Origin of the sequence: Sodalis sp. RH21 (assembly GCF_047324175.1) — a bacterium.
Taxonomy (GTDB): Bacteria; Pseudomonadota; Gammaproteobacteria; order Enterobacterales; family Enterobacteriaceae; genus Acerihabitans.
In genome coordinates this window covers 2,875,128-2,896,163 of sequence record NZ_CP178732.1, presented here as the reverse complement: position 1 = coordinate 2,896,163, position 21,036 = coordinate 2,875,128, and the positions used below count along the sequence as shown (strand labels likewise).

Sequence of the window (21,036 nt, the reverse complement as noted above, 5' to 3'; positions counted from 1 at the left end):
TTAATGGCAAGCTTGCCGGATAAAGATAAGTTATTGCGTAACTTTTCCCGTTGTAGCAACTGGGAAGAGAAGTACATGTACATCATTGAGCTCGGGGCGCAACTGCCGCCTCTGCCGCCGGAGGCGCGCATCGCCGGCAATCTTATAGCCGGGTGCCAAAGCCAGGTGTGGATTGTGGTATCCAGGGATGAAGCGGGCAATGTCCGGCTGATGGGCGACAGCGACGCGGCGATTGTCAAAGGCCTGATCGCCACGGTGTTCATCCTCTATCAGGGACTGGACGCGCCGGAAATCGTCGGGCTGGATGTGCGGCCGTTTTTCAGCGAGCTGGCATTGAGCCAGCATCTCACTCCGTCCCGTTCGCAGGGTCTTGAAGCCATGGTACGGGGCATCCGCGCCAAAGCCGCCGCGCTCTAGTATCCCGTATGGATTGCGCCGCGTAGCGGTTTGGTTGCCGCCCCGCCTGGGGCGGCAACCATCGTTTCCCCCTGCCTGACATCTCCCATGGTGTTTTGCTAAACTGCAATTATCGGCGCTATCTGATAGCGGCCGGTGAATTTGGCTGCTATTGGTAATCCGTTCTTTGCCTTCAGGCTGTGTCTTTATATCCGTGGAAGCTATGCGCCAGGGATGTCTTAACCAACAATAAAAATCAAGCGGGATGTCATTATGAAAAATGCGTTGACCATAGTCAGTATAGCCTTCGCTTCCTGCCTGGCCGGAGCCGTACCCGCCGCCGCCAATGCGACCGAGTATGCGCTGCCGGCGGCCGACAGCCGGCTTATCGGCGAAAATACCACCGCCATGGTCGCCAATAACGGCGGTTCGCTGGAGTCCATTGCCGCCGCTTATAAAATAGGCTTGCTGGCGATGCTGGAAGCCAATCCGGGCACCGATCCGTATCTGCCGCAGCCCGGCACTACCCTGACGATTCCCACCCAGATGCTGCTGCCCGATACTCCGCGCAAGGGCATCGTGATCAATCTTGCCGAACTGCGGCTCTACTACTATCCCAAAGACGAAAACAAAGTGATCGTCTATCCCATCGGCATCGGCCAGCTCGGGCGCAACACGCCGGTAATGACCACCGCCATCACCCAGAAAATTCCCAACCCCACCTGGACCCCCACCCCTAATATCCGCAAGCACTATCTGGCGGAGCAGGGCATTACCCTGCCGGGCGTAGTGCCGGCGGGGCCGGATAACCCCATGGGACTGTTCGCCCTGCGCCTGGCGGCCGGCAAGGGGGCCTATTTGATCCATGGTACCAATGCCAACTTCGGCATCGGCATGCGCGTGAGCTCCGGCTGCATCCGGTTAAGGCCGGAGGATATCGAGGCGTTGTTCAATAGCGTGCCGGTCGGCACCCGGGTGCAGGTGGTGAACGACCCGGTGAAGGTTTCCCTCGAACCGGACGGCAAGCGTTACATTGAAGTGCATCAGCCGCTGTCGCACAACGATCGCGACGATCCGCAGACCATGCGCATTACTTACGGCGCCAAGGTTAAAAAATTCCTCGGGGACGCCGCTACCGACAAAGCCGTCGCCGATGAAGCCATCGTCCGGCGTTCGGGCATGCCGGTCCTGATTTCCACCGGCATCGAGCCCGACAGTTTGCCGGCGGCGACGGTGGTGGAGCAGGGAGGGGCCCCCGCCTTGGCCGCGGATGTCGCCAGCGCCGGCAAAAATAGCGCGCCACAAGCCGCTGATGAAGCGGTGACGCAATGATGCGGCCATCGCCGGTCCAATAGGCTTTCGCCCCGCAGGGGGGCGCCCAGGCGCCAGCAAACGGCATGAAGCGGTTGGTTCCTGGCGCGCCGCGCCCCGGGGAGCCTGGAAGCAAAACAAACTAAGGAGAAGGGAGGCGGTACGGGAGCGGTTAGCGGACAAAAAAAATGGCGCACAATGTGCGCCATTTTCTAAACAAGGCAATTACTCTTATTTACGATAAGAGTGAGCTTGGTTATCTAAACGTTGGTTAGCACGGGCAGCGTCGTCTTTAGCAGCCTGTACGTCAGAACGAATAGCGGTTACATCGTTGCTGAGCTGGTCAACTTTCGCGTTCAGAGTTTGAACGTCAGAGGACAGCTGATCGATTTTAGCGTTGCTTGAACAGCCAGCAAGCAGAGTGGAACCCAAAATTACCGCGCCCAGTACCAGTTTAGTACGATTCATTATTAATACCCTCTAGATTGAGTTAATCTCCATGTAGCATTACAAGTATTACACAAAGTATTTTCGAATGAGAATAAATTTTAGTAATAAAACGATTAAATTCGATCGACCGCTCAAAGAAACGTCTTGTTTTACAGAGAGGTTAAAAAAAATAGCCGAAACCGCCCCCTTCCATAAGATAACTCCGATTAAACTAGCATAAATTAGGCCGGTTATTTTGTGCTATCTATGATTTTTTATTGCATGGCCGGGGTGGAAACGGCAAAAAGGAAATGGCGGCGGGCATAAAAAAGGCCCCCGGCATACCGGGGGCCTTTTTTCACACGGTCCAAACCGCAGCGGAAGAACCGACTACAGCAGGTGAACCGAAGCGGTATTGGTGGTGCCGCTCGGTACCAGTGCGCCGGATACCATTACGATGATCTCGCCTTTCTTGGCCAAACCGCATTCAAGCGCCATGGCTTTACCGATGCGGTAGAAATCGTCGGTAGACGCGATTTCGTCAACCAGCTGGCAGGTTACGCCTTTGGATAACAGCAGCTGGCGTGCGGTCAGGGCATTGGTGGTCAATGCCAGGATTTCGGCCTTCGGGAAATACTTACGTACGGCCTTGGCCGATTTTCCGCCCTCGGTGGCCACGACGATCAGGGGTGCTTCCAGTTTCTCGGCGGTTTCCACCGCACCGCGGCATACCGCTTCAGTGATACGCAGTTTACGGCTGTCGTTGATGCTATCGATACGGCTTGGCATGACGCGGTCGGTACGATCGCAAATGGTGGCCATGATGGTCACCGCTTCCAAAGGATATTTGCCTTTGGCGCTTTCGCCGGACAGCATGACCGCATCAGTACCGTCGATGATGGCATTGGCGACGTCACCGGCTTCCGCACGGGTAGGGCGTGGGTTCTTGATCATGGAATCGAGCATTTGGGTGGCGGTGATCACCACTTTGCGCGCGCGGTTGCATTTTTCAATCATCATCTTTTGCGCAAAGATAACTTCTTCCACCGGGATTTCAACGCCGAGGTCGCCGCGGGCCACCATGATGCCGTCGGACGCTTCCAGGATCTCGTCAAAATTATTCAGGCCTTCCTGGTTTTCGATTTTGGAGATGATCTGGATATGCTCGCCGCCGTGCTGTTTGAGGTGCTCGCGGATTTCCAGCACGTCGGAACGCTTACGGATAAACGACGCGGCAATGAAATCGACGCCTTGTTCGCAGCCGAAGATCAGGTCGCCTTTATCTTTTTCGGCCAGGGCCGGCAGCGCGATGGAGACGCCCGGCAGGTTAACGCCTTTGTTTTCACCCAGGTCGCCGTTGTTCAGTACCTTACAAACCACGGTGCTTTCGGTGATGTCGGTGACTTCCATGCCCAGCAGGCCGTCATCCACCAGCACGGTATTGCCGATGGATAAATCATTGGCGAAACCCTGGTAGGTCACCGCTACGCGTTCTTTATTGCCGATGACGCTCTGATCGGTGGTGAAAGTGAAGGTCTGGCCGGCAACCAGCGACACGTCATTGCCGTTTTCGAGCTTCATGGTACGGATTTCAGGACCCTTGGTGTCCAGCAGGATGGCGGCTTTCTGGCCGGTTTCCTTCAATATGGCGCGCAGGTTGGTGATGCGCTGGCCATGCTCTGCAAAATCACCATGGGAAAAGTTGAGACGCATAACATTCATGCCTGCGTTCAGAAGTTTGGCAAGCATTTCTTTCGATTCAGTTTTTGGACCGATGGTACAAACGATTTTCGTCTTTTTCATAACAATGGTTTCTGCAAGTTGTGTTGGATGATGAATCTGATATATCGCCGGTGAGTATCGACGACGAAAAATTGTGCAGCGCTGTGAGTCGGTTCCCCATGTTCAAGGATAGGAGACAAAAACGAGAAAGTGATGAAAATAGGTCTAAATACTCTGTCCGACAACGTCGGCAAGGGGTAGCGGATAAGTCTGTTTTAATTAGTATTGGGCTAATCAATCAGCGAAAGCCATTCAATTGAAATAACGTTTTGTATTATAGTTATTGAGCCGGCGGAAACAAGATAAAAACAGCATAATTATTGCGTTAGCCGTGAAAAAAAGTGCATTTGTGGCATTTATGCAAATATTCAGTATCAAGTGTTGCGCAAATGCACAATAAAATCATAAATCGCCGTGCAACACCGCAGCCGGCGTCAGCCACGCAAAACGAAACCTTTTCACCCGACGGGACGCGGCGCGTAAATACCGGGGACCATACCGGCTAACCGGGATTCGCAGCAGCGAATAGGGGATTATGGCAGTCAAAGGAGGGGAGCTGAGTTGGAATTTCACTGGAATTGGTGCGTCCGAATGGACTCGAACCATCGACCCCCACCATGTCAAGGTGGTGCTCTAACCAACTGAGCTACGGACGCACATTATAAACATAATAAAGAGAGTGGTGCGTTCTAATGGACTCGAACCATCGACCCCCACCATGTCAAGGTGGTGCTCTAACCAACTGAGCTAAGAACGCATACCGTAAATCACCGCCGGGCGGCAGCGGGACGAATATTAACGGGCTACATCACCGCATGCAAGAGGAAAACGCGTTTTTTGATGCCTGCGGCGATCAACTGGACATCTAATGCGCAGCGTGCCGGTTTTTTGGCCGCTGCCGCATTCACCCTTGATGCCTAGCGGGCCGCCCGTAGCAAAATCCGCACCGGCGACTGCCGCTGTAGCCACAACAGGCGCAGCACCATCATCAGCGCCGCAGAGGTTAAGCCAATGATAAAACCAATCCAAAAACCGCTCGGTCCCATGGCCGGCACCACGTAATCCGTCAGGGCGAGCACATAACCGCAGGGCAATCCAAGCAGCCAGTATGCGGTAAAGGTAATAAAAAATATCGATCGGGTATCTTTATAACCGCGCAATACCCCGTTACCGATCACCTGGATAGAGTCGGATATCTGGTAAATCGCGGCCAGGGCCATCAGATGCGACGCCATGGCCACCACCGCGGGCGTGTCATTATACAACCGGGCGATGTGCACCCGGAAAACCAGGGTAAACACCGCGGTTACGCTTGCCAGCAGGATACCTACCCCCAGGCTGGTCCAGGCGGAGATCCGGGCCTGTGCGACGTTGTTTTCCCCCAGGCGGAATCCCACGCGGATGGTGGCGGCGACCCCCACCGACAGCGGCAGGACAAACATCAGCGCGCTGAAGTTCAACGCAATTTGATGCCCGGCCACCGAAACGATGCCCAGGGGAGCGACCAGCAGGGCCACCACGGCAAATAGCGTGACTTCAAAAAACAGCGACAGGGCGACCGGCAGCCCCAGACCGCCAAGCCGGCGCAGCGCCGGCCAATCCGGCTTGCCCACCGGACCGGACAGCCGCAGGTCCTTGAAATGGCCGGCCTTGCTGACATATAACCACATGGACGCGAACATAAACCAGTAAACCGACGCGGTGGCGATACCGCATCCTACGCCGCCCATGGCGGGGATGCCCCATTTACCATAAATAAAGACATAGTTGATGGGCACATTGGCCAGCAGGCCGAGAAAACCGATGACCATGCCCGGTTTGGTTTTGGACAAGCCTTCGCATTGGCAGCGCAGCACCTGGAAAAACAAATAGCCCGGCACGCCCCATAGCAGGTAATGCAGGTAAGCGACGGCCTTCTGCGCCAGCAGCGGGTCCACATGCTGCATATGTTCGATGACCAGACGGCTGTTATACAGCACGGCCATGACCAATAGCGACGCCCCGAGCGCCAGCCAGAAACCCTGGCGTACCTGGTGGGCGATGCGATCCCGGCGGCCGGAGCCGTTTAACTGCGCGATAACCGGTGTCAGCGCCAGGATCAATCCATGGCCGAATAAAATCGCCGGCAGCCAGATGGACGTGCCTACGGCGACGGCGGCCATATCCGTCGCGCTGACGGAACCCGACATAATGGTATCGACGACACCCATCGAGGTTTGGGCTATCTGCGCGAGAATAACCGGTATCGCCAGGGACATTAAAATACGCGCTTCCAAGAAGTACTTCTGCACGCCGGCACCTTTAGTTTTAGGAGAATGAAATTAGCAGGTGAAAGTTAATACAATGATTAAACGTTAAATTAAGCGGCATAGTGTAAAGCATTTGGGTGGTTATGCCAGTGCGACAATACACAATTTCACCGCCACGGCCCGCGTTTCGACCCGGTCGCCATTTGGTTTTCGGCGCAAAATCGGGCACACTATCCCTTACGATTCTCAGGTGTGGTTCACAGAGGCTAAGGTCATGTTTACGGGTATTGTTCAGGGCACGGCACCCATCGTTGCGATCGAAGAAAAAAGTCATTTTCGCACTCATTTTATCACGCTGCCGGCGGCTATGCTGGCAGGCCTGGAGCCGGGCGCCTCGGTTGCGCATAATGGTTGCTGTCTTACGGTCAGCGCGATCAACGGGCCGGTGGCGGCGTTCGATTTAATGAAAGAGACGCTGCGTATCACCAATCTGGGCGAATTGCAGGTCGGGGACGAGGTCAACGTCGAGCGCGCCGCCACCTTCAACGCCGAGATCGGCGGCCATTTGATGTCCGGGCATATTATGTGCGCTGCGGAAATCGTCAAAATCGTCACCTCCGAAAACAACCGGCAAATCTGGTTTAAGCTGCCGGACAAGACGCTGATGAAATACGTGCTGTATAAAGGGTATATCGGCATCGACGGTATCTCCCTGACCATCGGCGAAGTGACGCAGGACAAATTTTGCGTCCACCTGATCCCGGAAACCCTGGCGCGCACCACCCTGGGCAAAAAACGGCTGGGGCAGCGGGTCAATATCGAGATTGATCCCCAGACCCAGGCGGTGGTGGATACGGTTGAGCGGGTATTGGCCCAGCGGGAAGCCGCGTCTGGCGCGGTGATAAATAACCTGTAAAAAAAAACCTGGCGGCTGGCCAGGCTTTTGTCGTTCCTGTCCCGCGGCTAGCGCGGCACCCGAATCCCTCCTTCAACGCCTTGCGGGCTGAAGAGTACCTGCCACAAATGGATATTGCGCGCGCGAAACGCGCCGGCGCAGGCATTCAGATAATACGTGAACATCCGGTAGAACCGGTCGGAGTATTTATCGGCCAATCCCGGCCAGGCGGCGATGAAGCGTTCGTGCCAGGCCATCAGCGTGCGATCGTAATCGGCGCCGAAGTTGTGCCAGTCTTCCATGACAAAATGCTTCTCGCTGGCGTGGGCTATATGCTGTACCGACGGCAGGCAGCCGTTGGGAAAGATATATTTATCGATCCAGGGATCGACATTCATATCCGTTTCGTTGGAACCGATAGTGTGCAGCAAAAACAACCCGTCGCGTTTCAGGTTGCGATCGACCACGTCAAAATAAGTGGCGTAATTCTTCGGCCCGACGTGTTCAAACATTCCTACGGAGACTATGCGGTCGAACTGCATATTCAGATCGCGGTAATCCTGTAGCAAAATGGTTACGTCCAAACCCTCGCAGCGCTTTTGGGCCAGTTTCTGCTGCTCGGCGGAAATGGTGACGCCTTGTACCGATACGCCGTAATTTTTAGCGGCATAAGCCGCGAGGCCTCCCCAGCCGCAGCCGACATCCAGCAAAGACATGCCTGGTTTTAGCTGTAATTTTTCACAAATCATTTTCAGCTTATCCTGCTGCGCCTGTTCCAGGGTCTGCGCCCGGCTCCAGTAACCGCAAGAGTACTGCATATAGGGATCAAGCATCAATTCGAACAGGTCGTTGCCTAAATCATAATGCTCTTTACCCACTATCCAGGCTCTTTTTTTGGATTGCAGGTTCAGCACCCGGGCAGCGGCGACGCGCAGGGTATCCTTTAAATGATGAGGAAGTTTATTTTCCAGTCCAGCCCTGAGAACGCGTTGGAAAAAAACATCCAGCCGATCGCATTCCCACCAACCATCCATATAGCTCTCGCCCAATCCCAGCGATCCGTCTTGCAGTACCCGCTTAAAAAAACCCGGGTTCTTGACACGAATATCAAAAGGCCTTGAGCCATTGATTTCAACACCGGCTTCAGCGAGCAATTCATGGACGATACGATACCAAGCGTTATCATGAAAGCTCAGGTCTTCAACACACGAGGAACTCATAGCTTCTCCATCACCTTTATTCTGTAATGCCCCGTCAGGAAAAGCTAAGCCAATGCCTGCGGGCTTTTATAAGAATCCACGGTTATCCGTGGTGTCTGAAGTACCACCATAAACAGAGGAATATAAAGTAAAGCTAAGACTGGTTGTTAGCCGCGTGCTTTATAAAAAGGGTGATGCCATGCTTGTAAACACGACATGCTTTTCAAAAATATAGAAGACAACTCGTTATAATTGTTAACGATATTGAGTATAAGCCTGCATTTCCGTTTAGACAATAGCTAACATAGCAATGTATTTCATAGTATAACTTAATGATTTCTCTCTGAAACAATAACAGTTGGTAAAAAAATATTGAATTGCAATATATTGTGTCGGTTCGGCGCCGTACGGAGATAAACGCGGCTAACGCGGGGAAGACATGCGCGCCAGCGCACAAAGCCTGGCGCCGGCAGGCTAGGGCAGGAAAGGACCGTCGGCAACCGAACGCCGTTCAACGAGTTTGGGATGCACTTCAATGCTTTTGGCGGCTACCCGTTTACTGGTAATGCGATCCAATAACATGGTTAACGCCGCCTCGCCCAGCTCTTCTTTGGGTTGGTGAATCGTGGTCAGCGCCGGGGAAAAAAAGCACGAATTGCGAACATTATCATAGCCGATAAGGGAAATATCATCGGGCACGCGCAGTCCCAACTCGTCAATGGCGCACAAGGCCCCCATCGCCATGATATCCCCGCCGCAGAACACCGCGGTGGGACGCTGCGGCTGCGCCAGTATCTGCTTCATGGCGAGATAGCCCGATTCGGGTTCGAAATCTCCCTGCACAATCCACCGGTCGGTCAGGGGAATTCCCGCCTCGGCCATGGCGTGCAAATATCCGCGATGGCGGCCGCCGCCGGTATTGCGGGCCAACTGGCCGGGTATCGCGCCAATGGCCCGGTGGCCGCGCTTAAGCAGATATTGCGTGGCCATGTAGCCCCCGGCAAAGGCATTATCGATAATGGTATCGGTAAAATCACGGCGGGCTTCGCCCCAATCCATCACCACCATCGGGATATGCTGATACTCTTCCAACATATCCAGCAGCGGTTCCGGATATTCGGCGCACATCACCAGCAGGCCGTCGACGCGCTTTTGCGCCAGCATGGCCAGGTAGGCCCGCTGTTTGTCGAGATCGTTATGGGAGTTGCATAAAATCAGCGTATAGCCCCTGGCGAAACAGTGATGTTCTATGGCCTCGATAATTTCGGCAAAGTAGGGGGCTTCACTGGTGCTGGCCAATAAACCGATGGATTTGGTACGGTTGATTTTCAGGCTGCGCGCCACGGCGCTGGGGGAATAATGTAATTGTTTGATAGCGTCCAGCACGGCGATTTTGGTATCTTCCGCTACGAAACGGGTCTTATTAATCACGTGCGATACGGTGGTGGTCGATACGTTAGCGCGTTTCGCCACATCTTTTATGGTTGCCATGCCTTGAATACTCCTGAACGCCCTGAATGAAAACCTGTCGAAGGCGCAAGCACTTTACGACGCAATAACAATAACCGGTAATTTTCCTTGATCCCGCGGCAAAGTGAAAGCGTTAAATGTTAACCGGGCCTGCCGAACGGCGAGCTTTCTTGCGGCGATTGTGCCAAAATGGCGTTATCACGAAAGCGCGTCGACCACCTGATTGACGCCCTGGCCACCGCACAGGCACGCAACATGATAAGGGCAAACCATGGATAGCGATTTGAAAATGTCATTACTCACCACGGTCTTTTCATTATTGGTTATCATCGTGTTCAGCTTTACCGCCGTAATGAACTAAGCCGGCTAGCGAGCGACCAGTCGATAAAACGTTTAGTTATAAAACCGTTTGGTGATGAAACCGCTCGTTAATGAAACCGTATGTTAATGAAACCGTATGTTAATGAAACCGTATGTTAATGAAAAAAGGAGCCAAGGCTCCTTTTTTCATTAACGCATCACGGGTAAACAGCGGCAGCGTCCCGCCTAGCGGATATTCTTCGGCGTTACAACGCGGCGGGCGCCCACATAGTGATCCTGCCAATAATCTTCATTGAGATAACTGATGCGGATATCCCGTCCGGTGCGCGGTGACTGGATAAACCGCCCGTTCCCCAGATAGACACCCACATGATCCGCCGCGCCGCGATTGGATATATGGAAAAAAACCAAATCCCCGCTTTCCAGCTCGCCTTTTTTCACCGGCGCCGCGTCGCGCAAATGATACATCTCATTGGCGGTGCGCGGCATACGGATACGCACCACATCTTTATACGCGTAATAAATCAGCCCGCTACAGTCAAAACCGGTATTGGGCGACATCCCGCCCCAGCGATAGGGTTTACCCATCTGGGACATCAGTTTATTCATGGCGGTGAGCTTGGCCGATTGGTAGCGCTTTTTATGGCTGTCGCTCATTTTTATCGGCTGGTCGTTGGCCACCAGCTCAACTGCGGCCTGTTCGCGAATCGCTCGGTGCCGGCCATACCCCTTTTTATATCCTTTTTTCGGCGGGGTGAATTTGGCTATTTTGCGACCGGCCGGTACGGCAACCGCTTTTTTTTCCCGGGTGGATTTGGCTGCCACCAGGACCTTCGTTTTTTTGACGCTTTGCACGCTGACTTTTTCAGCCGCAACGGGTTTGCTTTTTTTGGCGACTTTCACCGGTTTGCGCTTGCGCTTGTCACCGGCCTTGGCCGTTGTCGCCTGGGATTTCCGTTGGTCCGCATTGACGCCGGCATTCGGGGCGGCATGCGCCAGATTGAAAAACAGCTGGGTAAAAAGCAACACAAAAAGCGTAAAGCATAAACGCATGATCAACGCTATCCTTATGTGGCCCAAAATAGGGAGGGTTATCGACACCTCACAGGAATTTAAGCTATTTATCCCGCTATTGCATCAGTAATTCACTCCATATTGTGAATAAACGTGAATAAACGCGTAATTGCTGCATTAATCAGCGTACTGCGGCGTTAAATACAACACTTTTTCCAGGCGTTAAACTTCTGTTTAAGCCCGTTTTGTCCGCCGGCGGGGCAAAAATAACGCTAAAGTGGATAGCATGGCGCCCGTGAAAGGGATAATACGGGCAGCGCAAGATGTTGCATAATTGCTAACCGGGGCAAAAAAACGTTTATATGTTTACCCGGTAGTGGCTAGAATGGGAGGACTGAGTGTAATCCCGCATAGTGCAGATAAGGCCAGGTACTGGCTTGAGGAAGCGAGACAATGACGACAATAGAAAAAATTCAGCAGCAAATTGCTGAGAACCCGATTCTGCTTTATATGAAAGGCTCTCCTAAATTGCCCGGCTGCGGTTTTTCCGCCCAGGCGGTCCAGGCGCTGTCCGCCTGCGGCGAACGTTTCGCTTATGTGGATGTGCTGCAAAATCCGGACATTCGCGCCGAGCTGCCGAAATTCGCTAATTGGCCGACCTTCCCCCAGCTTTGGGTGGATGGCGAACTGGTCGGCGGCTGCGACATTATCATCGAGATGTACCAGCACGGCGAACTGCAACCGTTGATCAAAGAGACGGCGGTGAAATACGGTTCCAAGGAAGATCAGTCTCCCTCTTGATGTCGCCCGTCACCGCAGGCGCATAAAAAAGCCGGCCTTATCATCAGATAAGGCCGGCTTTTCAGCGTTTGACGCACCGTGATTAGCCGTTATTCTCAGGATCGGGGGAATTTAACGGCGGCACCGGCCAGCCGCCCAGGCGTTTCCAGCGGTTGACCAACTCGCAAAACAGCTCCGCCGTGCGCTCGGTGTCATACAGCGCCGAATGGGCCTGGCTGCCGTCGAACTCAATGCCACCGGCCGCGCAGGCTTTCGCCAGTACGGTTTGCCCCAGCACCAGCCCGCTGAGCGCGGCGGTATCAAAAGTGGCGAACGGGTGGAACGGATTGCGCTTCAGGGCCGCCCGGCCGGCCGCAGCCATCAGAAAACCGTGATCGAAACCGGCATTATGCGCGACAATGATCGCCCGGTTACATCCCCGATCCTTAATGCCTTTGCGCACCATTTTAAAAATCTCATGCAACGCCACGTATTCGCTTACCGCGCCCCGTAGGGGATTGGTGGGATCGATGCCGTTGAACGCCAGCGCCTCGGGCTGGAGCTGCGCGCCGGGGAACGGTTCCACATGGAAATGCAAGCATTGATCGGGGATCAGCCAACCTTGGTCATCCATATTGACTGTCACGGCGGCAATTTCAAGCAGGGCGTCGGTGGTGGCGTTAAAACCGGCGGATTCTATATCGATTACCACCGGATAAAAACCGCGAAAGCGGCCTCGAAGGGTATTTACATCATCAAGTTCAGCCATGCCAGTTCTTAATATCCAGGAAAACAGCCCGCATTATGGCAAATTTTAGCGCGGGATGCATGGCGAATCCGCTGCCGTGTGGCCCGCGCTGCGGTAGTACAGCCACAGCCGCGGGATTAACCGGATGGCATCAGGCGCCCAGGCCCTTGCCGGCATGCTTTTGTTCAATCAGCTCGATTTTATAGCCATCGGGGTCCTCGATAAACGCAATGATGGTCGTGCCGCCCTTGACCGGACCGGCTTCACGGGTGACCCGCCCACCCGCCTGGCGGATGCGGTCGCAGGTCGCGGCGACGTCATCCACGCCCAATGCCACATGCCCATAGGCGCTGCCGAGATCGTAATGGTCGACGCCCCAGTTATAGGTCAGTTCAATGACCGCGCCCTCGCTTTCCTCGGTATAGCCCACAAACGCCAGCGTGTATTTATATTCCGTGTTTTCGCTGGTGCGCAGTAACCGCATTCCTAATATTTTGGTATAAAAATCAATGGATCGCTGTAAATCACCGACCCGCAGCATGGTATGAAGTAGGCGCATAGTATCCTCAATCGACGAAGACGGCGGACAATCCGCCGCCGGTTAATGAATGCGTGACAGTATAGCCGCTGGGCTACGCCGGGTTCAATATACCCCATGGGGCCGGTAACCGATGGTACTGGATGGGCCGCCATGAGCAGCGCACGGCGGGGCTAACGCCGCTTTTTCATACAAAATCCTTGCCATGGGGGGAAATAACGTCTTCAATTAAAATAAAAGAAGGGGAGGGGTGTGCCAGAACAGCTAGAGTTTTTTTCCATAGCCAGTCCGTGCCGCGGCGTTTGCCAATCAGATGCCCGCGGGTTTTGTCGTGGTTGCCTGCGCTCGCGGCAGGAGCGGTTTGATTGGACCGGTATGAACGATAGCCAGAAGCGCGACGTGCTCAGATTATGCCATCAACGTTATTTGCGCCTGGTGCGCGCCGGCAAGAACATCCCCAACGAACCGGTTGGTCCGGAACAGCCTTCGCTGTTTTGACCGCTGCCATTGTACTTTCCCGTCATTTCACGCCACGGTTTCGCCCGGAGCGGCATTGGCGTGAATGCATTTAGTTATATTAATTATGTGACTAATGAATTGTTATTAATATATTATAATTACATTATCAGCTCGAATACATGACATTATGATATTGGTTATGTCTTCATTTAACTTAAATTAACAATAAAACACGTTGCATGACAATAATAGTGATACAGTTATGAATAATCCGCTTGGCATGCGTAGCCTATGGCGCTGCGGTGATTATGCCGGACACGTACGCCGACAATGATGTCGGCAACTACCTGGCGGTAACCACTGCTAGAAACGGATTATAAGACGTTTCCAAAGCTTATCTAATACTAAGCGGGAAATCCAAGGAATGAAGGGCCGATCCATCCGCGGGGCGGCTGCCCGGCAAAGAGAAATTCGCTCTTCGGTAACGTCCATTATTTCAAAGGAATAACATGCCTAATACATCAATCTCAACTTAACTGCCGTCTTATTCATATATATATATTTGTATTTTGCCATTCCACCCATTAGAATGGATGGGAATCCAGGGAACAAGCTTAATCAGCTTAATTATAAGGAGAGAGAATTGGAATCGCCATTAGGATCTGATTTGGCGCGACTTGTTCGTGTTTGGCGCGCGCTGATTGACCATCGCTTAAAACCGCTAGAGCTTACGCAGACTCATTGGATCACGCTGCATAATATTTGCCAATTACCGCCGGAGCAGTCGCAAATTCAGTTGGCGAAGGCTATAGGCATCGAGCAGCCATCATTGGTGCGAACCCTTGACCAGCTCGAAGAGAAAAAACTCATCACGCGCCATACCTGCGCCAACGACCGGCGGGCAAAACGTATTAAACTGACGGAGTCCGCCGAACCTATCATTAAAGAAGTGAACCATGTCATAAATAGTACCCGAGATGAAATCCTCACCGGCATATCGGAAGATGAAATACATTTCTTGAGTAATATGATTGCCCGATTGGAAAAAAATATCTTGGAACTCTACAATAAATCCTGATATGCCAGCCGGTAAAAACATGTTTTATAAAAAAACCGGCATATATTGCCGGTTTTTTTATTGGGGTGGGGGGAAACCACTCCATGGCCAGGGGTTAAGCGTAACCGCCTTATTTTCCTGGTGGAATTAACGTGGTGAAACGGTCACGTTGCGGCCATTGCTGGCGATCGCCACGCGTTGCCCCACACTGTAGCGGGTGTTCCCCTGTTTTTGCACCACCATAATAGTATTACCGTCGTCCTTGCGCACTTCCAGTTCGACGCCCTGGGTGCGGTTAGCCGCGCCCTGCACGCCTTGTCCCGCCACGCCCCCGGCCACCGCGCCGGCCGCCGTTGCCAGGCTGCGCCCGGTACCGCCGCCCAGGGTATTACCCAGGAATCCCCCGAGTACCGCGCCGCCCAGCGCGCCGATAACGTTTGAATCATCTCCGCCCTGGATTTGCACCGGGCGAACGCCCACCAGGGTGCCGTAGGTAACGCTTTGTACCTGCTTGGCTTCAGAGGCGGAATAGACATCACCGGATAAGCTGTTGTTACTGGCACAACCCGCCAGCGTCAATCCAGCCAGGGTGACCACGAGCAAACGTTTCATCATTGAAAACTCCTGTTATACGCCGTTCGTCAAGGCAAACCCAGACGGAACAAATGCAAATGTTGTCGCGAGCCGCCATGACTACCGCGGCGGCTACTGTTTAATCGACTATAGCTTAATCAACTACCGCTTAATCAACCACCGCTAATCGATGCGACTTCTATAGTTTACAATAGTTGATAATATTGTAAAAACCATAAACTGCGAATCAACAGACGCTTATTTTTCATTATAGCAATAATTTTACCGCTAAGCTTTGTCACGTATCCCTCCTTTTATTGTAACAACTTTAAAAATTTGGCGACTTTTCCATAGCCTCGGGGAGCAAACCTGTTTAACGTAGTCGGATGAGGTTTAGTCGCCGCGTGCGAAGGGATAAGGACAGGCTATGAGATCGGGTCGCTATATAGGTGTGATGTCGGGTACCAGCCTTGATGGCGTGGACGTGGTGCTGGCCGCTATTGATGAACATACGGTAGCGCAGCAGTACAGTTATTCCCATCCGATCCCCGTTGAACTCAAGCACCAGATTTTATCCATGTGCCAGGGGCAGGCAGTGACGTTGTCACAAATGGGCCAGCTGGATACCCGGCTGGGCATTTTATTCGGCCAGGCGGTGCAGGAGATGCTGCGGCACGCCGCGGTTGATCCCCTGGAGGTTACCGCCATCGGCAACCATGGGCAAACCGTCTGGCATCAGCCTGAGGGCGATGCGCCCTGTACGCTGCAAATCGGCGATAATAACCGTATCGCCGCCCTGACCGGTATCACCACGGTAGGGGATTTTCGCCGCCGGGATATGGCATTCGGCGGCCAGGGCGCGCCGCTGGTGCCCGGGTTCCATCACGCATTGCTGGCGCATCCCTGTGAACGGCGCATGGTGCTTAATATCGGCGGAATCGCCAATTTATCGCTGCTGCTGCCCGGGCAGCCGATACGCGGCTATGATACCGGACCGGGCAATATGCTGATGGACGCCTGGATATGGCGCAACCTGGGCCAGGCCTATGATAAAGACGCCGCCTGGGCCATCGGCGGCACCGTGCACCAGCCCTTGTTGCAGCAAATGCTGTCCGACGATTATTTTGCGTTGCCCGCGCCCAAAAGCACCGGTCGCGAATATTTCAATTTAAGTTGGCTGCGCTACCAGCTTACGCAGTTCGTCCCCATCCCGCCCCGGGATGTGCAGGCGACCCTGGCGGAGTTGACGGCCATGAGTATTGCCGAGCAGGTTCAGCTCTCCGGCGGTTGCGAACATTTGCTGGTGTGCGGCGGCGGGGCGCGTAATCCGCTGTTGATGGCCCGTCTTTCGGCTCTGCTGCCCGGCATGGAAGTCGGTCCAACCGACAAATACGGCGTCAGCGGCGACGATATGGAAGCGCTGGCCTTCGCCTGGCTGGCTTTTCGCACTTTATCCGGGCTGCCAGGTAATCTGCCGTCCGTCACCGGGGCCAGCCGGGAAACGGTACTGGGCGCCATTTATCCGGTATAGGCCGCGGCGGTTGGTTTTCAGACAGATCCGCTTTAGCGGCCGGCGGGAGTTGATTATGGTGAGCCGTGGACCCGGCGCGATTGCGCCGGCGGGTCCGAATTCAGGGATGCCATCATCCCAAGGCCGTCATTAAGGGGACATCATGATCAACCGGCTTACCATTTGCGCCTGCGTGCTCGCCGCTACCGCATGCAGCCAGCTAAACCGCGGTACCCAAGAGCAAACGCTGCATTATCAATGCGGCACCACGCCGCTGACGGTGCGCCAAACCGCCAGCCCGCCGCAGGTCGCTTTTATTCTCGACGGCCGCCAATTGACCCTGGACCAGGTGAACTCCGCTTCCGGTGTACGTTATAGCAACGGGCAATATACTTTTTGGTCAAAAGGCAATAACGCCTTTGTCGAACGTGAAGGAAAAATCATCATAAACGACTGTATTATCGCCGGTTAGGCGGTGGTAAATGATTGAGATTTTCAGCCGTCCGGCGCACAATAAAGCCACGGTTTGACGCAGAACATCACTATGACAGATCCCAAAATCGATATCGCCGGCCTGCGTCGTGAATATACGCGCGGCGGCCTGCGGCGCGCGGATTTAACCGCGGAACCGCTGGATTTGTTTGAGCGCTGGCTCAAACAGGCTTGCGAAGCCCGGCTCGCCGAACCCACCGCCATGTGCGTGGCCACCGTCGACGAGCAGGGCCAGCCCTTTCAGCGCATGGTGCTGCTCAAACACTTTGATGCCGCCGGCATGGTATTTTATACCAACCTGGGCAGCCGCAAGGCCGCCCATCTGGCCCATAATTCCCGCATCAGCCTGCATTTTCCCTGGCACGGGCTGGAACGTCAGGTCATGGTGCTCGGGCGAGCGCAACGCCTGTCGGCCATCGACGTGATGAAATACTTCCACAGCCGCCCGAAAGACAGCCAAATCGCCGCCTGGGTCTCGCGGCAATCCAGCCGGATTTCCACGCGCGGGCTGCTGGAGAGTAAATTTCTGGAGCTAAAACAAAAATTCAGCCAAGGCGAAGTGCCTTTACCCAGTTTTTGGGGTGGGTATCGCGTGATTATTGATACAATGGAGTTCTGGCAGGGCGGCGAGCACCGGCTGCATGACCGGTTCATCTACCAGCGCCAGGCAAACGGTTGGTCCGTCGACCGGCTGGCGCCTTGAATCGACGCGTTTCGCGCAATCTTTTACAGCGTCCGGTGGCGGGCGTTTTATTTTAGGGTGTTCGATCACCAATATAAATAGCGATAATGGAGTTTTTGATGGCAAGCAGCAACCTGATACAACAATTGCAAGAGCGGGGCCTCATTGCCCAGGTGACGGATGTGGCCGCGCTGACCGAGCGCTTGTCCCAAGGGCCGCTGGCGCTTTATTGCGGTTTCGACCCCACCGCCGACAGCTTGCACTTGGGACATTTGGTGCCGCTGTTGTGCTTGAAACGTTTCCAATTGGCCGGGCACCGTCCGGTGGCGTTGGTCGGCGGCGCCACCGGCCTTATCGGCGATCCCAGTTTCAAAGCCACCGAACGTAAATTAAATACCGCCGAAACGGTGCGGGAATGGGTGGACAAAATCCGCCGCCAGGTATCGCCGTTCCTCGATTTCGATTGTGGCGACAACAGCGCCATCGCCGCCAATAATTATGACTGGTTCGGCAATATGAACGTGCTGACCTTCCTGCGCGATATCGGCAAGCATTTCTCCGTTAACCAAATGATTAACAAAGAAGCGGTTAAACAGCGGCTTAACCGCGACGACAGCGGCATTTCTTTTACCGAGTTTTCTTATAATCTGTTGCAAGGCTATGACTTCGCCTCGCTCAACCAGCAATATGGCGTTGAGTTGCAAATCGGCGGCTCGGACCAGTGGGGCAATATCACCTCCGGCATCGATTTGACCCGGCGTATGCATCAAAAACAGGTTTATGGCCTCACGGTACCGCTGATCACCAAGGCGGACGGGACTAAATTCGGTAAAACCGAAGGCGGCGCGGTATGGCTGGACCCGGCCAAGACCAGCCCTTACAAGTTTTATCAATTCTGGATTAATACCGCCGACGCCGATGTTTATCGTTTCCTGAAATTCTTTACTTTTATGCCCATTGAAGAGATCGATGCGCTGGAAGAAGAAGATCGCAATAGCGGCAGCGCGCCGCGCGCGCAGTACGTACTGGCGCAAAACGTCACCCGGCTGGTGCACGGGGAGGCGGGGTTGGCGGCGGCGGTGCGCATTACCCAGAGCCTGTTCTCCGGCGCGCTGCGGGATCTGACCGCCGACGATCTGGCCCAGCTGGCGCAGGATGGCATGCCTACCGTCGCCCTGAGCGACGGCGCTGATTTGCAGCAGGCGCTGGTCGATGCGGAACTGGTTCCCTCGCGGGGCCAGGCCAGGACGATGATTGGCTCCAATGCCATCACGGTGAACGGCGAGAAGCAATCCTCTGCGGACTATGTCTTTAGCGCCGCCGACCGCCTGTTCGAACGCTATACTTTGCTGCGCCGCGGCAAGAAAAATTATTGCCTGATCCGCTGGCAGTAATGGTTTAATGTCACAGAAGGCCGCGGGCCTTCTGCTATCGTATCGATGCGGCCGCCAGGCCAAGGGCTTTAAGGCAATACTGATGAAGAATATTCTGTCTATTCAATCCCATGTGGTGTTTGGCCATGCGGGCAACAGCGCGGCGGTGTTCCCCATGCGGCGCATGGGGGTCAACGTCTGGCCGCTCAATACCGTGCAGTTTTCCAACCATACGCAGTACGGCCACTGGACCGGCTGCGTCATGCCCGCCGCCCATTTAACGGAGATCGTTAAAGGTATCGCCGCCGTCGATCAACTGAAAAACTGCGATGCGGTGTTGAGCGGCTACATCGGGGCACCGGAGCAGGGCGAGCATATACTGGAGATCGTCCGTCAGGTGAAAGAAGCCAATCCCAATGCCTGGTATTTCCTCGATCCGGTGATGGGGCATCCGGAAAAAGGCTGTATCGTGGCGCCGGGCGTGGCGGAATTCCATTGCAAGCGCGGGCTGCCCAATGCCGATATCATCGCGCCCAATTTGCTGGAGCTTGAGCAACTGAGCGGCCGTACGGTGACCACGGTGGATGAAGCCATCGCCACCGCCCGCGAACTGTGCCGCCAGGGGCCGAAACTGGTATTGATTAAATATCTCAGCTACGCCGGTTATGACAAGAACAATTTCGAAATGCTGCTGGTGTCGCCGGAACAGGCCTGGCATACCAGCCGGCCGCTGGTGGATTTTGGCGATCGCCAGCCGGTGGGCGTGGGGGATCTGACCAGCGGACTGCTGTTGGTGGATCTGCTGAAAGGGCTGACGCCGGTCAAGGCGCTGGAACACGTCACCGCGGCGGTATATGAAGTGATGAAAATGACCAAAGAGATGGACGAATACGAACTGCAGGTGGTCGCCGCGCAGGATCTTATCGCCCTGCCTCAGCACCATTTTCCGGCGCGCGAAATTAAATAAGCAGAGCGCGTCAAACCCGGCGCCGGCATTGATTGCCGGCGCTTTTTTTATAGGCCTTCCGCCGCCAGCGCGGCGGCTACCGCCGGTCGCGCCCCGACGCGGGAAAAGTAGTGGGCAACCGCCGGGGCCGACGATAAATCGAATGCCAGCGCCTTGACCCACGTCAACATGGTAAACAGATAAGCATCCGCCACGGTGAAACGCGCGCCGAGCAGAAAATCCTGATCGGCCAGTTCACGATCCAGATAAAACAGTTTCTTTTCAATTTGCTGGCGCAGCTGGACTTTATAGTCGTCCGGCGTATGGGTTTCAAAGAGCGGGCCTAAGCTTTTATGCAGTTCGCTGGCCACGTAATTAAGCCATTCCAGCGCCTGGTAGCGTGAAAGCGTGCCCGCCGGCGGAATCAGATGGCGATCCGGCACCCGATCCGCCAAATATTGCACAATGGCCACGACTTCGGTAAGCACGGTGCCGTCATCGAGCAGCAATGCCGGCACCTGCCCCTTGGGATTGATCGCCAGATAGTCTTCGCCATGCTCGGTCCTGTGGCTGACCAAATCCACCTTTTCAATGGTAAAGTCCAGGCCGGCCTCGCGCAAAGCGATATGGGCGCTAAGCGAACTGGCGCCGGGCCTATAAAAAAGTTTCATGGGGCGCTCCTTAACCGGGCGGCTGCGGTGAGATGTTTTCATGGTGACAGGATACGATTAACCGCGGCGGCAAGGAAGGCCTGGGCGCACAGAGACATAAAATAGCGCGGCCCGGCGCCCCTTGGGAGACGCGCCGGGCCG

Annotated in this window: 22 protein-coding genes and 2 tRNA genes; 12 read left to right on the top strand and 12 right to left on the bottom strand. The window is 54.5% G+C overall.

Annotated features, from left to right (window positions below; translation table 11 throughout):
• The first annotated feature begins 3 nt into the window (after window positions 1-3).
• On the top strand, window positions 4-417 hold the full coding sequence (gene sufE / locus ACL2XP_RS13290) for a cysteine desulfuration protein SufE (RefSeq protein ID WP_413738961.1): 414 nt from the start codon (window positions 4-6) through the stop codon (window positions 415-417).
• A 252-nt stretch (window positions 418-669) separates the two neighbouring features.
• Window positions 670-1,728, top strand: coding sequence for a L,D-transpeptidase family protein (locus ACL2XP_RS13285; protein ID WP_413738960.1), 1,059 nt, complete (start codon window positions 670-672; stop codon window positions 1,726-1,728).
• Window positions 1,729-1,938: 210 nt separating this feature from the next.
• On the opposite strand, the gene ACL2XP_RS13280 is transcribed toward ACL2XP_RS13285, so the two are convergent.
• The 5 genes from ACL2XP_RS13280 to ACL2XP_RS13260 form a co-directional block, all read right to left on the bottom strand.
• On the bottom strand, window positions 1,939-2,175 hold the full coding sequence (locus tag ACL2XP_RS13280) for a major outer membrane lipoprotein (protein WP_213989638.1): 237 nt from the start codon (window positions 2,173-2,175) through the stop codon (window positions 1,939-1,941).
• Window positions 2,176-2,526: 351 nt separating this feature from the next.
• Window positions 2,527-3,939 (bottom strand): pyruvate kinase PykF, encoded by a 1,413-nt coding sequence (gene pykF / locus ACL2XP_RS13275; RefSeq protein ID WP_413738959.1) that lies wholly within the window; start codon window positions 3,937-3,939, stop codon window positions 2,527-2,529.
• A 558-nt stretch (window positions 3,940-4,497) separates the two neighbouring features.
• Window positions 4,498-4,574 (bottom strand) — tRNA-Val (locus tag ACL2XP_RS13270).
• 24 nt (window positions 4,575-4,598) lie between these two features.
• Window positions 4,599-4,675: transfer RNA gene (locus ACL2XP_RS13265), tRNA-Val, on the bottom strand.
• Between the two features lie 160 nt (window positions 4,676-4,835).
• A complete protein-coding gene (locus ACL2XP_RS13260; RefSeq protein ID WP_413738958.1) occupies window positions 4,836-6,209 on the bottom strand; it encodes an MATE family efflux transporter in 1,374 nt (457 codons plus the stop codon).
• 232 nt (window positions 6,210-6,441) lie between these two features.
• Here ACL2XP_RS13260 and ACL2XP_RS13255 point away from each other — a divergent pair, with 232 nt between their 5' ends.
• Entirely contained in the window at window positions 6,442-7,083 is a 642-nt protein-coding gene (locus tag ACL2XP_RS13255; RefSeq protein WP_413738957.1) for a riboflavin synthase subunit alpha, read from the top strand.
• Between the two features lie 47 nt (window positions 7,084-7,130).
• Here ACL2XP_RS13255 and cfa read toward each other — a convergent pair whose 3' ends face one another.
• Window positions 7,131-8,282, bottom strand: a complete 1,152-nt coding sequence (gene cfa, locus ACL2XP_RS13250; RefSeq protein WP_413738956.1) for a cyclopropane fatty acyl phospholipid synthase — start codon at window positions 8,280-8,282, stop codon at window positions 7,131-7,133.
• 453 nt (window positions 8,283-8,735) lie between these two features.
• A complete protein-coding gene (gene purR, locus ACL2XP_RS13245; RefSeq protein ID WP_413738955.1) occupies window positions 8,736-9,752 on the bottom strand; it encodes an HTH-type transcriptional repressor PurR in 1,017 nt (338 codons plus the stop codon).
• Between the two features lie 250 nt (window positions 9,753-10,002).
• Between purR and ACL2XP_RS13240 the strand changes: the two genes are divergently transcribed.
• On the top strand, window positions 10,003-10,092 hold the full coding sequence (locus ACL2XP_RS13240) for a YnhF family membrane protein (RefSeq protein ID WP_162365808.1): 90 nt from the start codon (window positions 10,003-10,005) through the stop codon (window positions 10,090-10,092).
• 185 nt (window positions 10,093-10,277) lie between these two features.
• Here ACL2XP_RS13240 and ACL2XP_RS13235 read toward each other — a convergent pair whose 3' ends face one another.
• Window positions 10,278-11,105, bottom strand: a complete 828-nt coding sequence (locus ACL2XP_RS13235) for a C40 family peptidase (protein WP_413738954.1) — start codon at window positions 11,103-11,105, stop codon at window positions 10,278-10,280.
• A 414-nt stretch (window positions 11,106-11,519) separates the two neighbouring features.
• Between ACL2XP_RS13235 and ACL2XP_RS13230 the strand changes: the two genes are divergently transcribed.
• Entirely contained in the window at window positions 11,520-11,867 is a 348-nt protein-coding gene (locus ACL2XP_RS13230) for a Grx4 family monothiol glutaredoxin (protein WP_413738953.1), read from the top strand.
• Window positions 11,868-11,949: 82 nt separating this feature from the next.
• On the opposite strand, the gene rnt is transcribed toward ACL2XP_RS13230, so the two are convergent.
• Entirely contained in the window at window positions 11,950-12,615 is a 666-nt protein-coding gene (gene rnt, locus ACL2XP_RS13225; protein ID WP_413738952.1) for a ribonuclease T, read from the bottom strand.
• Window positions 12,616-12,745: 130 nt separating this feature from the next.
• Window positions 12,746-13,153 (bottom strand): lactoylglutathione lyase, encoded by a 408-nt coding sequence (gene gloA, locus ACL2XP_RS13220; RefSeq protein WP_413738951.1) that lies wholly within the window; start codon window positions 13,151-13,153, stop codon window positions 12,746-12,748.
• A gap of 231 nt (window positions 13,154-13,384) precedes the next feature.
• On the opposite strand from gloA, the gene ACL2XP_RS13215 reads away from it, so the two are divergent.
• Window positions 13,385-13,630 carry a DUF1289 domain-containing protein gene (locus ACL2XP_RS13215; RefSeq protein WP_413738950.1) on the top strand — a complete coding sequence of 82 codons (246 nt, stop codon included), beginning with the start codon at window positions 13,385-13,387 and terminating at the stop codon, window positions 13,628-13,630.
• A gap of 604 nt (window positions 13,631-14,234) precedes the next feature.
• Window positions 14,235-14,669: a transcriptional regulator SlyA gene (gene slyA / locus ACL2XP_RS13210; protein WP_413738949.1), complete on the top strand. Its 435-nt coding sequence runs from the start codon at window positions 14,235-14,237 to the stop codon at window positions 14,667-14,669.
• A 126-nt stretch (window positions 14,670-14,795) separates the two neighbouring features.
• Here slyA and slyB read toward each other — a convergent pair whose 3' ends face one another.
• On the bottom strand, window positions 14,796-15,263 hold the full coding sequence (slyB, locus tag ACL2XP_RS13205; RefSeq protein ID WP_413738948.1) for an outer membrane lipoprotein SlyB: 468 nt from the start codon (window positions 15,261-15,263) through the stop codon (window positions 14,796-14,798).
• 385 nt (window positions 15,264-15,648) lie between these two features.
• Between slyB and anmK the strand changes: the two genes are divergently transcribed.
• From anmK to pdxY, 5 genes are all read left to right on the top strand, one after another.
• Window positions 15,649-16,752, top strand: a complete 1,104-nt coding sequence (gene anmK, locus ACL2XP_RS13200) for an anhydro-N-acetylmuramic acid kinase (RefSeq protein WP_413738947.1) — start codon at window positions 15,649-15,651, stop codon at window positions 16,750-16,752.
• A 142-nt stretch (window positions 16,753-16,894) separates the two neighbouring features.
• Window positions 16,895-17,203, top strand: coding sequence for an MliC family protein (locus tag ACL2XP_RS13195; protein WP_413738946.1), 309 nt, complete (start codon window positions 16,895-16,897; stop codon window positions 17,201-17,203).
• A 72-nt stretch (window positions 17,204-17,275) separates the two neighbouring features.
• The gene (gene pdxH / locus ACL2XP_RS13190; protein WP_413738945.1) at window positions 17,276-17,926 is read left to right on the top strand and encodes a pyridoxamine 5'-phosphate oxidase; all 651 of its coding nucleotides are present in this window, start codon (window positions 17,276-17,278) and stop codon (window positions 17,924-17,926) included.
• 98 nt (window positions 17,927-18,024) lie between these two features.
• Window positions 18,025-19,299: a tyrosine--tRNA ligase gene (tyrS, locus tag ACL2XP_RS13185; protein ID WP_413738944.1), complete on the top strand. Its 1,275-nt coding sequence runs from the start codon at window positions 18,025-18,027 to the stop codon at window positions 19,297-19,299.
• 82 nt (window positions 19,300-19,381) lie between these two features.
• Window positions 19,382-20,245 (top strand): pyridoxal kinase PdxY, encoded by an 864-nt coding sequence (gene pdxY / locus ACL2XP_RS13180; RefSeq protein WP_413738943.1) that lies wholly within the window; start codon window positions 19,382-19,384, stop codon window positions 20,243-20,245.
• A 47-nt stretch (window positions 20,246-20,292) separates the two neighbouring features.
• On the opposite strand, the gene gstA is transcribed toward pdxY, so the two are convergent.
• Window positions 20,293-20,895, bottom strand: coding sequence for a glutathione transferase GstA (gstA, locus tag ACL2XP_RS13175; protein ID WP_413738942.1), 603 nt, complete (start codon window positions 20,893-20,895; stop codon window positions 20,293-20,295).
• Between the last annotated feature and the right edge of the window lie 141 nt (window positions 20,896-21,036).

Bases quoted from the DNA above. Each gene is read 5' to 3' on its own strand.
- cfa (WP_413738956.1), bottom strand. From the start codon at position 8,282: ATGAGTTCCTCGTGTGTTGAAGACCTGAGCTTTCATGATAACGCTTGG.
- ACL2XP_RS13285 (WP_413738960.1), top strand. From the start codon at position 670: ATGAAAAATGCGTTGACCATAGTCAGTATAGCCTTCGCTTCCTGCCTG.
- sufE (WP_413738961.1), top strand. From the start codon at position 4: ATGGCAAGCTTGCCGGATAAAGATAAGTTATTGCGTAACTTTTCCCGT.
- ACL2XP_RS13230 (WP_413738953.1), top strand. From the start codon at position 11,520: ATGACGACAATAGAAAAAATTCAGCAGCAAATTGCTGAGAACCCGATT.
- ACL2XP_RS13195 (WP_413738946.1), top strand. From the start codon at position 16,895: ATGATCAACCGGCTTACCATTTGCGCCTGCGTGCTCGCCGCTACCGCA.
- pdxH (WP_413738945.1), top strand. From the start codon at position 17,276: ATGACAGATCCCAAAATCGATATCGCCGGCCTGCGTCGTGAATATACG.
- rnt (WP_413738952.1), bottom strand. From the start codon at position 12,615: ATGGCTGAACTTGATGATGTAAATACCCTTCGAGGCCGCTTTCGCGGT.
- ACL2XP_RS13280 (WP_213989638.1), bottom strand. From the start codon at position 2,175: ATGAATCGTACTAAACTGGTACTGGGCGCGGTAATTTTGGGTTCCACT.
- ACL2XP_RS13255 (WP_413738957.1), top strand. From the start codon at position 6,442: ATGTTTACGGGTATTGTTCAGGGCACGGCACCCATCGTTGCGATCGAA.
- gloA (WP_413738951.1), bottom strand. From the start codon at position 13,153: ATGCGCCTACTTCATACCATGCTGCGGGTCGGTGATTTACAGCGATCC.
- pdxY (WP_413738943.1), top strand. From the start codon at position 19,382: ATGAAGAATATTCTGTCTATTCAATCCCATGTGGTGTTTGGCCATGCG.
- gstA (WP_413738942.1), bottom strand. From the start codon at position 20,895: ATGAAACTTTTTTATAGGCCCGGCGCCAGTTCGCTTAGCGCCCATATC.
- ACL2XP_RS13240 (WP_162365808.1), top strand. From the start codon at position 10,003: ATGGATAGCGATTTGAAAATGTCATTACTCACCACGGTCTTTTCATTA.
- purR (WP_413738955.1), bottom strand. From the start codon at position 9,752: ATGGCAACCATAAAAGATGTGGCGAAACGCGCTAACGTATCGACCACC.
- slyB (WP_413738948.1), bottom strand. From the start codon at position 15,263: ATGATGAAACGTTTGCTCGTGGTCACCCTGGCTGGATTGACGCTGGCG.
- tyrS (WP_413738944.1), top strand. From the start codon at position 18,025: ATGGCAAGCAGCAACCTGATACAACAATTGCAAGAGCGGGGCCTCATT.
- anmK (WP_413738947.1), top strand. From the start codon at position 15,649: ATGAGATCGGGTCGCTATATAGGTGTGATGTCGGGTACCAGCCTTGAT.
- ACL2XP_RS13235 (WP_413738954.1), bottom strand. From the start codon at position 11,105: ATGCGTTTATGCTTTACGCTTTTTGTGTTGCTTTTTACCCAGCTGTTT.
- pykF (WP_413738959.1), bottom strand. From the start codon at position 3,939: ATGAAAAAGACGAAAATCGTTTGTACCATCGGTCCAAAAACTGAATCG.